An 11,915-nucleotide genomic window follows, 5' to 3' on the forward strand; every position below is an offset into this window, starting at 1 on the left:
CGCCGGTTCACAAAATCCCGAAATGTGACGACGATCAGTTTTCCAGCCCCAACCGCAGGCGCAGCCCACTCGCCCGCCCCACCGGGCGCTGCACCGCGGCGCGCACAGCCTCCTCCGTGCCGACGACCCGCACGAACTCCCGCGCCCTGGTGACGGCGGTGTAGAGCAGCTCGCGGGTGAGCAGCGGCGACTCGGCGGGCGGCAGTACCACCGTCACCCGCCGGAACTGGCTGCCCTGACCGCGATGGACGGTCATGGCGTGCACCGTGGCCACCTCCGCCAGCCTCGACGGCGGATGCAGTGTGGGCGGGCCGCCGCGCGCGAAGGCCACCCGCAGGCCCTCGGGGCGGTCCACGACGACGCCGGTGTCGCCGTTGAAGAGGCCGGTCTCGTAGTCGTTGGCGGTGACCAGGACGGGGCGCCCGGGGTACCAGGGCCCGGCCGGCGCGGCGCCGCGGGGGAGGCCGGCGCGCGACCCGAGCGCGGTGGGCGGCGCGCCGAGCCACCGCTCGATCTCGCCGGTCCACCGGGCCACGCCGTACGGCCCCTGGCGGTGGGCGCACAGCACCCGGTGCTGTTCGAGCGCGGCGAGCGCGGCCTCGACCTCGCCCGCGGCGGCCGCCCGGGCGAGCTCCCGCCCGGCCTGCACGACGTCGGCCCGGACCGACTCGGGCTCCGAGGCGAAGGCGAGGTCGGGCTGCCCGCTGCGCAGCAGGCCGACCGCCGTGTCGGCGTCGCCCGCCTGCACCGCCCTGGCGAACTCGGCGATCGTGCCGCCGAACCGCCAGACGTGCTGCAGCGTGACCACCCCGTTGACCACACCCCCGGTCAGGCCGAGCTCGTGGAGCGCCGCGTCGAGCGCGGGCTCGGCCCGGCCCGGAGCGCGGGCGAGATCACCCAGCACCGCACCGGCCTCGACGGACGCGAGCTGGTCGGGGTCGCCCACCAGCACCAGGCGGGCCTGCGGCCGGACGGCCTCCAGCAGCCGCGCCATCATCGTCAGCGACACCATCGACGTCTCGTCGACCACCACCACGTCGAACGGCAGGCGTTGGGTGCGGTCGTAGCGGAAGCGGCGGGTGCCCGGCCGCCACCCGAGCAGCCGGTGGAGGGTGGCCGCCTCCGGCACGCGGGCCCGCAGCTGCTCCGGCAGCTCCGCAGCCACCGCCTCCTGCAGGCGGGCCGCCGCCTTGCCGGTGGGCGCGGCCAGCGCGACGCGAGGCGCGGGGCCCGGCTGGTCGTGCAGCAACGCCAGCAGGCGCGCGACGGTGGTGGTCTTGCCGGTGCCGGGGCCACCGGCCAGCACGGTGACCCGGCGCAGCGCACTGACCGCTGCCGCGAGCCGCTGCCGCTCCGACCCGGCCGCCGGGAAGAGCCGGTCGAGCCCCGCGCCCAGCCGGGGCAGATCCACCTGCGGCGGAGCCGTGGCCGCCCGTTCGGCCAGCGAGCACCGCACCTGCTCCTCCTCCCGCCAGTAGCGGTCGAGGTAGAGCAGCCCGTCCACCACGCGCAACGGGCTGCCCGCCGGTGCGTGCGCCCCGTCGGCCACGAGCGGGCCCGACGTGCACGCCGCGAGCCAGCCGTGGGGCTCGGGCCAGGGCAGTGCGGAGACGTCGACGAGCTCGTCGCCCTCGCCGAGCACCGTGCGGCTGACGTCGGCCAGGTCGACGCACACCGACCCAAGCCGTACCGCGCGCACGGCCAGCGCCACCGCGAGCAGGACCTCCTCGCGCGCTTCGCCGCCGAGCCGGCCGACCCGGGTGGCGACGTGGACGTCGGCCGGGTCGAGCACGCCGGCGGCGTTGAACGTGGCGAGCAGGCCGGTGGCCGTGCGGGCCAGCCGGACGTCGCCGGGATCGACCGCCGGGCCGACGGCCGTGGCTCCCGCAGGGGCGGTCACGATGCCACCGCCCCGTCGAGCAGTGCGGAGAGCTCCACCACCAGCGCGGCGGGCGGCTGCCAGCTGAACACCCCGCACGGGACGCCGTCGACCACGGGGGTGTCGGGGCCGCACATGCCGCGCACGAACAGGTACAGCACGCCGCCGAGGTGGCGCTCCGGGCCGTAGGCCGGCAGGCGCCAGCGCAGGTACCGGTGCAGGGCGACCGAGTACAGCAGTGCCTGCAACGGGTACTGGGCGGCGATCATCGCGTCGGCGAGACGGGCCGGCGTGTAGTGGGCCGAGGTGAGCGGTGCCGGTCCGTCGGGCCCGACCGGGCCGAGCCAGTTGGTCTTGTAGTCGACCACCGCGAACCGGTCGCCCGGGAGCCGGAGCACGGCGTCGATGCTGCCGGTGAGGTAGCCGCGCAGCTGCTGCTCGGGAAGCTCGGCGAGCACGTCCGGGTAGCGCACCAGCGGATCGTCGGCGGGCAGGTGGCGGCGCAGCAGCGGTGCCACGGCGGCGAGCGGAACGGCCGCCCCCGGACCGTCGCCACCGGCGAGGGGCAGCTCGAAGTCGAGCTCCGCGAGCTGGTGGCGCGGGGCGATGTCGGCCAGCCGCAGCCCTCCGGCGAGCGGCCCGAGCGGCGTGCGCGCCGCGGGCAGGAGCGCCGCGGCGAGCGCGTCGGCGTCGACGCCGGGGGCCGGGTGCCGCGCGAGCTGCTCGTGGGCGTGGACGGCGAGCTCGGCCGGGAGGTCGGCCGCGGTGAGGTCGGCCGCCTCGAAGATCGCGTGCACGAGGGTGCCGAAACCGGCGCCGACGGGGAGCTCGGCCATCGGTGACGGCACCACGCCGCCCGGGAGGGCGTCCCCGGCCGGGTCGGCATCGAGGCCGACGCCGTCCTCGATGTCCCCCTCGTCGTCGGTGCCCGGCTCCTCCGGCTCGCTGCCCACGCCGGGGCCGTGGCCCGCCGTGGCGGTGAGCGCGCTGTAGGAGGTGCGTCGCCACGCGGTGTCGAGCAGCCGCCGGAACTCGGCGGCCCGCAGCTCACCCGGCGCCGATGCGGGCGCGGTGAAGCCGGGAACGGGTCGCAGCCCGACCTCCTCGACAGCGATCTCGGCGCACGCCAGCTCGCGCAGCGCCGCCAGCGCGGCCGCGTCCGGCGGGACCCGGTACGCCTCCGCGGGCTCGGTGCCGGGGCCGGGACGTCCGATCAGCAGCCGGTGCAGCGGGGACGTGGCCGTGGTGGTGGCCGGCACCCACCACGTGACCACCTGGCAGCGTGCCCGGGTGAGCGCGACGTAGAGCAGCCGCAGGTCCTCGCCCGCCTCCTCGGCGCGGTGCTTGGCGCAGCGCTCCTTCCAGCCGTCGCCGGTCTCCCCGCCGACGTCGAGGACGCGGGCGCCGGAGTCGTCGTGCAGCAGGGGCACGTCGGGGTCGCGGACGTTGCGGTCCCACCCGAAGGGCACGTAGACGATCGGGAACTCCAGGCCCTTGCTGCGGTGGATGGTGATGATCTGCACCGCCGCCGCGTCGGACTCCAGCCGCCTGCTGCGCTCGGCGCCGACGTCCTCCGCGGCGTCGGCGATCCGGTGGCGGAGCCAGTCGGTGAGCGCCGCCGGGCCGAGGTGCTCGGCCACGGCCGCCGCGTGCAGTGCCTGCGCGATGTGGCGCAGGTCGGTGAGCCGCCGCTCCCCGTCGGACGTGGCCAGCAGCCGCCGGGGCAGCGCGGTGGCCGTGGTGACCGCCTCCAGCAGGGCCGCGACGCCGCGGTCGTGCAGCACCGTGGCCCAGGCCCGGAGGGTGCCGCCGAGCGCGTCGAGCAGGTCGTCGGCCGCGGGGCCGCACAGCTCCTCGACCGTGTGGCCCAGGAAGCAGGTGAGCGCCGCGGCGCGGGCCCGGAACGCCCGCGGCTGCTCCAGCGCCTCGAGGAGCGTGAGCCACTCGGCGGCGATCGGCGTGCCGAACACGCTGGCGCTGCCCGAGAGCACCGCAGGCACGCCGACGGCGGCCAGGGTCTCGCGGATCCGCGCGCCCTGGTCGTTGGTGCGCACCAGCACCGCGACGTCCCCCGGCAGCACCGGACGGCCCTCGACGTGGGCGGGGCTCGCCAGCAGCGCGGCGATGTCGGCCGCCGCGTCGCCCGCCACGAGGTCGCGCGCCGGGGCGACGACGGCGAGGTCGCGCTTGGGTGCCTTGGGCAGCCCGGCGCGCGCCACCACCCGGAGCCGGAAGGGCGTGTCGACCGGTGCGCCGGCCAACCGCTGCCCCCGGTGCGCGGCCTCGACCGGGTGCACCGTGATCCGCCGGTCGCCGAGCGCGGCGCCAGCGAACACGGTGTCGAGCGCGGCGAGCAGCGGCGCGTCGCTGCGCCAGTTGCGCGCCAGCGTGGCGTGCCGGCGCGCGCTCTCGGTGGCGTCGAGGTAGCTGACGACGTCGGCGCCGCGGAAGGCGTAGATCGCCTGCTTCGGGTCGCCGATCAGCACCAGCGTGGTGTGGCCGTGGAAGGCCCGCTGCAGGATGTCCCACTGGACGGGGTCGGTGTCCTGGAACTCGTCGACCAGCACGACCCGGTAGCGGTCGCGCAACCGCTGCGGGGCCCCGCGGGACTGGTCGGCCAGCGCGTCGGCGAGCCGGGTGAGCATGTCGTCGTAGGTGTAGATGCGCCGGGCGCGCTTGCGGCGCGCCACCTCGCTGCGCACCGCCACCGCGAACCGGTGCCGCACCTGTGCCGTGCTCCCCGGGGCGGCGTCGACCGGTTCGAGCCGGGCCTGCCCGTCGTGCACGGCCCGGCGGGCCAGCGCGAGGGCCTCCGACCGGCTGAAGGCCGGCGTGCCCGCGCCGTGGGCGCCGTACTTGCGCACGTAGAAGTCGTCGACCACCTCGGTGACCAGATCGTCGATCGACTCGGCGAAGACGGCGTCCGGGTCGCCGTCGCCCGCGACGCCGAGCCCGGCGAGCATCTGCTGGCAGAACTGGTGGGTGGTGGCGATCGTGGCGGCGTCGAACTGGGTGAGCGCACCGGCGAGCCGCCCTCGGCGCACGGCCACCTCGGCGTCGGGCGCGTCGGCGAGCAGCCGGAGCACCTCGTCGTCGCCGCCGCGCGCCGCGGCGGGCTCTGCCAACCCGCGCTCGGCCGACACGAGCCGCTCCCGCACCCGTTCCCGCAGCTCCTGGCTGGCCTCCCGGCCGAACGTCACGAGCATCAGCTCGGGCAGCGTGGCGTGGCCCTCCGCGACGTAGCGGGCGGCGAGCGCGGCGATGGTGAAGGTCTTGCCGGTGCCCGCACTCGCCTCCAGGACCGTGGTGCCGGTGGGCAGCGCGCCACAGACGTCGAACGAGGCCGGAGCGAGCACCGGGGTGCAGCCGATGGTCGTCGTCATGGTCGTCTCACAGCCGAACCACGTCCTCCGCCGTCAGCAAGGGGGCCCACAACCGCATGGCGAGCGCACCGAACCGGGTGGGCTCGCTGCCCGGTCCGCCGGGGGCGGTGAGCACGCCGGGCCCCGGGGCGCGCCCCCAGACCCGCACGTGTGCGTCGTCGGCCTGCTCGGCGCCCGCGCCGCTGGTCCACTTGCGCAGCGCCTCCTCGAGCGCCGCAGCGGCGTCGGCCCCCCCGCGCCGCACGGTGGCGTAGGTGTGGCCCGCCACCGTGGGCAGCGGCAGCGGCTCCCGCAGCCCGGCCCGGTGCAGCTCGACCAGCTCGGCGAGCACGTCGGTGGCCTGCGCGGGATCGAGCGGCCCCGCGCTCGCCCTGGACAACCCGAACCGGGTGCCCCGGCCGATCGTGACGGCCGTCCACGGCTCCGCTGTGGACGCGGTGAGCGCCAGCAGCCGGACCCACGCCCGGATCCGCTGCTTCGGCGCCAACCGGGAGAACTCGACGCGCAGCAGCACCGTGCCGTGGAGACCGCCGAGGGTGCCCACCACGCGGATGCCGCCCGGCAGCGAGACGTCGACGTCCCGGTCCTGCGCCTCGCCCACCCGGAGCGGGGCTGCTGCCGCGACCAGCGGTTCGACGTCGTCGAGCACGCGGGTGAGCACGGCGTCGCCCAGCGCGCCCGGCGGCAGCTCGCCGCGTCGCCACTCGGCCTGCCTGCAGTGGTCCAGGTCGTGGCCGGCGAGCCGGTCGTGCAGCAGCCGGTTGCCGATCGCCCAGGTGGCCAGCCCGTCGAGATCCACCGGCAGCGCGTCGGACGGGTCGTCCTCGCCGGCGAAGAGCGACAGGCCGACCCGCTGGCGGAGGAACTCCTTGACCGGGTGCTCGAGGAACGTGACCAGCTCGTCCAGCGTGACCACCGGCCGCTCGACGGGCGGGAGCGGCCCCGTGACGAACGGCCGGGCCGACGACTTCGGCCCGGCGGCGGCGCGCGCCCCGGCCAGCTCGGCACGGTCGAAGCTGAAGGGCCCGGGCGCGGCCAGCGCGGCCGCGGTGAAGTTGCGGGCGTCGAACGGCTGCAGCGGATGGCGCACCACGACGTGCTCCCGGGCGCCGGCCCCGGCCGTGGCCTCGATCGCGTCGAGCAGCTCCCCGAGCGGCACCGCCGGTGGGCGGCGCGCGCCGGTGCGCTCGTCGGCCCCGGAGTGCACGACGACGAGATGCTCGGTGGCCGCGCAGATCGCGTCGAGCAGCAGCTGACGGTCCTCGCTGCGGGGGTCGCGCTCCCCGACGAGCGGGTCGCGGGCCAGTACGTCGTCGCCGTCGGGCACACCGGCCCGCGGGAACACCCCGTCGTCGAGCCCGAGCAGGCACACCACCCGGTGCGGCACCGACCGCATCGGCACCAACGTGGCCACGGTGAGCGTGCCGGTGCGGAAGTTGGCGCGGGTGGGACGCCCGCGCAGCTGCTCCCCGAGTAGCCCCCGCACGTCGGCCAGCCCGAGCGGGACGGCGGCGGCGTGCGGGCCGGCCGCGCGGGCGGCGTCGGCCAGCTCGCCGCGGGCCTGCGCGGCCTGCCACGCATCGGTGGCGGTGGTGTCGGTGAGCGCGTCGAGGCCGCTGACCAGCGCGGCCACCCACTCGTCGAGGGTGTGCTCGCCCGCCAGCCGGGACAGGACCGTGGAGAGCCGGTCGACGAACTCCGCGAGCCGTCCGATCCGCTCGACGTCGCCCGAGTCGACCTCCTCCATGGGCAGCGCGGTGCCGAGCCACTCCTGCTCCCCGGAGCCGCCCGCCATGGCGACCCCCAGCAGCAGCCGGTCCAGGCCGGCTGACCAGGTGTTCTGCGGGAACCCGTCGAGGTGGAACGGAGCGCGGTGAGGCGCGTCGAGGCCCCACCGCACCCCGGACCGGACGACGAGCTCGCGCAACCTGTCGAGGTCGGTGTCGTCGAGCCGGAACCGGCGGCGCACCGGGGTGGAGCCCAGCAGGTCGAGCAGCTGCGACGCGCTGAGCCGGGCGTCGGCCAGCTCGAGCAGCTGCGCGACCGTGTCGAGCAGCGGGTTGACCTGACGCAGCGCGCGGTCGGCCAGCCGCACCTGCAGCTGCTGGCCGGGGTGGGTCTCGGCGCCCGGCGCCTCCCGGTCGCCCAGGCCGAAGCTCGCGGAGATCAACGGCGCGAACGTCTCGATGTCGGGGCACATGACCAGCACGTCGCGGGGTTCGAGCGTGGCGTCGGCCTCCAGCAGCCCCAGCACGACCTCGCGCAGGACCTCGACCTGACGGTCGGGGCCGTGGCAGGAGTGGACCTGCACGCTGCGGTCGTCCGGCCGCGGTGGGCTCTCGCCCGTGGGCGGCCGGTCCTGGCGCAGGTCGTGCTGCAGCCTGCCCAGCAGCGTGGCAGGGGGGTCCGGCAGCGGGTGGTGGTGGTCGACGAGGGACGGGGCCGCCGCGGCCAGCCGGACCTGCAGCTCCCGGACGTCGCGCCCGAGCGAGGACAGCAGCGGATGGCGCGGCAGGCTCGCGGTGGGGTCGGCGCGCCGCTGCGGGACGCGGCGGAGCGGCTCGACGCCGGCCCAGAGCGCAGGGGAGGGGTGGGGCAGCCACAGGTGCACCTCGCGGTGCTCCGCCAGCGCCCCGAGCACGGCGAGGTGCTCGGCAGGCAGCCGGGTGGGGCCGAACAGGGACAGCCGCGGCGGCAGATCGGCCGCCGCGGGATCCCCACGCAGGGCCGCGCAGGCGGCGCCGAGCCGCTCGGCGGGCCCCGGCACCCCGATCCGCTCGCGCAGCCGCCGCCACAGCTCGGGCTGCCAGGCCAGGTCGGCGGCGCGGTCGCCCGGGACGCCGCCGCCCGCCCGCCAGCCCTCGAGCATGTCGGGACGGGCCGCGGCGTAGGACGCGAACAGCTCCGCGAGGTGGCGGGCGGTGGCATGCCGGCGGCTGCGTCGCGCGTCGCCGTCACGAACCCCGATGTGGACGCCCAAGGGGGCGCACCACGGCTCGCCCGCGCTCTCGTCGATGACCTCGAGCAACGGCCACACCGCCCGCTCGGGGCGCCACGGGTCGTCCCGGGGGTCGACCCCGGTGGCACCGCCGACCGCTGCGGCGATCATGGCGGTGGGGGAGGGGAACGCGACACCAGCACACACGCCGTCACCGCGGCCGGCGGCGGCGCCCAGCCGGTGCGACAGCTGCTGCGCCAGCCAGCGCTCGATGCCCTTGGCGGGCACCGCGACGACCTCAGCCGTGAACGGATCCTCCGGCGGGTGGGCGAGGAGCTCACCGAGCGCCCCGGCCAGTGCGTCGGCCCGCTCGGCCCGGTGCACGTGCAGCACCACTGATCCCACCCCCCTCCCTCGTGCGGGACAAAGGTAGGACGCCGGTCGGACACTCCCGACGGGGGGCGGCAGGCGTGACCCACAGTGAACTCTTCCGAGAAAAGGACACGATGGTGGTATCCCGCTACCGCCCCGTACACGGGAAGCTGTGCCTCGCGATCTTCCGACCGGCGACGTGCAGGAGGGCCCCTGACATGAGCGACGCGACCACCGGACCGGAGGTCCCGGAGCAGCGCGGCGTCCGTGATCAGGCCCGCGGCGAGGTCCTGCACCGCCACGCCCGGCTGACCAAGGGCGGGCGCCCCATCTTCTGCACACCCAGCCGCGCCGAGATCGAAGGCCACGCGCTGCCCCGCCAGAGCCGCGGTACCGACGGGAAGGTCATCTACCCCACCCGCGAGGCCGCGGAGGCGGCGGCACGTGAGCTCGAGTCGCTCGGTGCCCGGCTGCTGAGGTCCTACCGCTGCGGGCGGTCGCGGGGCGGTCACTACCACCTCACCACCGACACCACGGTGCGCGCCGGTGCCCCCCTGCACCTGCGCATCCCCCAGCAGCGCTCGCCTCTCTCGGCCTGACGCGGCTGCCGGTCCTCCGCCCAGCTGCCCGTGCCCCGAGCGGGGCACGGGCTTCAGCGGTCGCACTCCGCCGAGGTGGGCGCCTTACCCAGCGACGGCCCGGGGAGCCGTCGCCGTCCGTGCGGACCGATCAGTCGGACCGGCGAGCCGAACGCCGCAGGGCAAGCGCGCCGGCACCGGCACCCAGGGTCGTCAGACCGCTGAGGACCAGGAGGCCGGGGAGCATGTCGTCCGTGGAACCGTCGCCGGTGTCCACGCCGCCCGCGGGTGCGGCAGCCACCTGCGGAGCAGGAGCCGGGGCCGCGGTGGTCGTGTCGTCCGCGGCGTTGTTGTCGTCGTTGTTGTCGTCGTTCGCGGCGAAGTCGAAGTCGTCGCAGGCGTTGCCGTCGTTGTCCTCGTCGAGGTTGGTGAGGTCGTCGACGTTGTCGTCGCCCGCCGCGTCGTCGAACGCGGTCTGGGCCTCTTCCTGCGAGGAGTAGTTGCCACAGTCGTTGTCGCCGGGCTGAGCGTGCGCGAGGCCCGCGAAGGTCAACGAGGAGGCCGCGGCGAGAACAATTGCGGCGGCGGTCGTGCGAACGCGCATGATGCCTTCCCTCAAGATTCGAGCGGAACGCCGTCCACACTGACTGTGACGGTCGCTGTACCCGCTGTCACGCCCAACGCGGCGCCGACACGACCGGATACGGGCGCTCCGGACAAGAGGCCCGGATCGGGTAACTGCTCGCTCACCGTGACCATCGCCCACGCGTCCTGCAGTGACCCCCTCCGCAATGGCATGGTGTCCCCGACCCCGCCGCCCGTACCGCAGGAGCACTCATGTCGTCCGATCCGCGCGCCGGAACCCCCGCCCAGGCGGGCGATCTCGTCGATGTCGACGCGCTGCTGGCCGCCTACCACGACCGCCACCCCGACCCCGGCGTGGCGGGCGAGCGGGTGGCCTTCGGGACGTCGGGACACCGCGGTTCGTCGCTGCGCACCACCTTCAACGACGACCACATCGCCGCCACCAGCCAGGCGATCTGCGAGTACCGCGCCGCTCACGGCACGGAAGGGCCGCTGTTCATCGGCCGCGACACGCACGCGCTGTCGGAGCCGGCGTGGATCACCGCCATCGAGGTGTTCCAGGCCAACGGGGTGCACGTCCTCGCCGACGGTGACGACGCCTTCACCCCGACCCCCGCCGTCTCGCACGCGATCCTCACCCACAACCGGGCCCGCGTGAGCGGACTGGCCGACGGCGTCGTCGTCACCCCGTCGCACAACCCGCCTGCCGACGGCGGCTTCAAGTACAACCCGCCGAACGGGGGCCCGGCCGACACCGACGCCACGAGCTGGATCGCCGAACGCGCCAACGAACTGCTCGAGGCGAAGCTGGCCGGGGTGGCGCGCCGTCCGATCGACCGCCAGGGACTCGGGCGTTACGACTTCCTCGGCGAGTACGTCGCCGACCTGCCGTCGGTGCTGAACCTCGACGCCATCCGGGACGCCGGCATCCGGATCGGCGCCGACCCGCTCGGCGGCGCCAGCGTCGCCTACTGGGGCGCGATCGCGGAGCGTTACGGACTGGACCTCACCGTCGTCAACCCGGCTGTGGACCCGCAGTTCGGCTTCATGACGCTGGACTGGGACGGCAAGATCCGGATGGACTGCTCGTCGCCCTACGCGATGGCCTCGCTCGTGGAGCGGCGCGGCGACTTCCGGATCGCCACCGGCAACGACGCCGACTCCGACCGGCACGGCATCGTCACCGCCGACGGGCTGATGAACCCCAACCACTTCCTCGCCGTCGCCATCGGCTACCTCTACGGCTACCGGCCCGGCTGGTCGCCCGACGCCGGCGTCGGCAAGACGGCCGTCAGCTCGTCGATGATCGACCGGGTGGCCGCCGACCTCGGCCGGAAGCTGGTGGAGACCCCCGTCGGGTTCAAGTGGTTCGTGCCCGGCCTGCTCGACGGCACGATCGGCTTCGGGGGCGAGGAGAGCGCGGGCGCGTCGTTCCTGCGCACCGACGGCTCCGTGTGGACCACCGACAAGGACGGGATCATCCTCGCGCTGCTCGCCTCGGAGATCGCCGCCGTCACCGGCGAGACGCCGAGCGAGCGCTACCGCACGCTGACCGAGAAGTTCGGCGAGCCCGCCTACGCCCGCATCGACGTCGCCACCGACCCGGAGTCCAAGGCGAAGCTGGGCAAGCTCTCGGCCGACGACGTCACGGCCACCGAACTGGCGGGCGACCCCATCACCGAGCGCCTCACCGCCGCGCCCGGCAACGGCGCCCCCCTGGGCGGCCTCAAGGTCGTCACCGAGGGTGGCTGGTTCGCCGCCCGCCCGTCGGGCACGGAGGACGTCTACAAGGTCTACGCCGAGAGCTTCCGCGGCCCCGACCACCTCACCCGCATCCAGGACGAGGCCCGCGAGGTGGTGGACGCGGCCCTGCGCGCCTGACCCGCTGCAGGTCCATGGCAGGTTCAGGAAAGCCACTTTCCGGAACTCTCCGGCCCTGAAAGTGGCTTTCCTGAACCGTGGGGCGGCCATCACGTGGCTGGTCGGGCGTCCTCGCAGGGCGGGTGGGCTCGTCGCAGATGCTGTGGGCCCTGCGAGGAGCACGGTGGCTCTGCGAGGACGCGTCTGGGCGGGTTTGCGCGTTCCGCTGCGGCGACTCACGCGGCCGAATCGGGCGACTCGCGCGCGTGATTCGGGCGACTCGCGCGGCTAAAACGGGCGACTCGCGCGCGGGAAACGGG

At 75.6% G+C, this 11,915-nt stretch carries 6 protein-coding genes; 2 read left to right on the plus strand and 4 right to left on the minus strand.

Annotated features, from left to right (window positions below; all coding sequences use genetic code 11):
* Window positions 1-34: 34 nt before the first annotated feature.
* From recD to recC, 3 genes are read right to left on the minus strand one after another with little or no spacing between them, the layout of a single operon-like run.
* A complete protein-coding gene (gene recD / locus HF577_RS24035) occupies window positions 35-1,900 on the minus strand; it encodes an exodeoxyribonuclease V subunit alpha (protein ID WP_169398194.1) in 1,866 nt (621 codons plus the stop codon).
* The gene (locus HF577_RS24040; protein ID WP_169398207.1) at window positions 1,897-5,262 is read right to left on the minus strand and encodes a UvrD-helicase domain-containing protein; all 3,366 of its coding nucleotides are present in this window, start codon (window positions 5,260-5,262) and stop codon (window positions 1,897-1,899) included. Before HF577_RS24040 ends, recD begins: the two co-directional genes overlap by 4 nt.
* A gap of 7 nt (window positions 5,263-5,269) precedes the next feature.
* Entirely contained in the window at window positions 5,270-8,605 is a 3,336-nt protein-coding gene (recC, locus tag HF577_RS24045) for an exodeoxyribonuclease V subunit gamma (RefSeq protein ID WP_312859339.1), read from the minus strand.
* Between the two features lie 185 nt (window positions 8,606-8,790).
* On the opposite strand from recC, the gene HF577_RS24050 reads away from it, so the two are divergent.
* Window positions 8,791-9,171 (plus strand): hypothetical protein, encoded by a 381-nt coding sequence (locus tag HF577_RS24050; RefSeq protein ID WP_169398208.1) that lies wholly within the window; start codon window positions 8,791-8,793, stop codon window positions 9,169-9,171.
* 130 nt (window positions 9,172-9,301) lie between these two features.
* Here HF577_RS24050 and HF577_RS24055 read toward each other — a convergent pair whose 3' ends face one another.
* The gene (locus tag HF577_RS24055) at window positions 9,302-9,754 is read right to left on the minus strand and encodes a calcium-binding protein (protein ID WP_169398209.1); all 453 of its coding nucleotides are present in this window, start codon (window positions 9,752-9,754) and stop codon (window positions 9,302-9,304) included.
* Between the two features lie 233 nt (window positions 9,755-9,987).
* Between HF577_RS24055 and pgm the strand changes: the two genes are divergently transcribed.
* Window positions 9,988-11,616, plus strand: coding sequence for a phosphoglucomutase (alpha-D-glucose-1,6-bisphosphate-dependent) (pgm, locus tag HF577_RS24060; protein ID WP_169398210.1), 1,629 nt, complete (start codon window positions 9,988-9,990; stop codon window positions 11,614-11,616).
* Window positions 11,617-11,915: the final 299 nt, after the last annotated feature.

Source organism: Pseudonocardia xinjiangensis (assembly GCF_012911925.1).
Classification (GTDB): Bacteria; Actinomycetota; Actinomycetes; order Mycobacteriales; family Pseudonocardiaceae; genus Pseudonocardia; species Pseudonocardia xinjiangensis.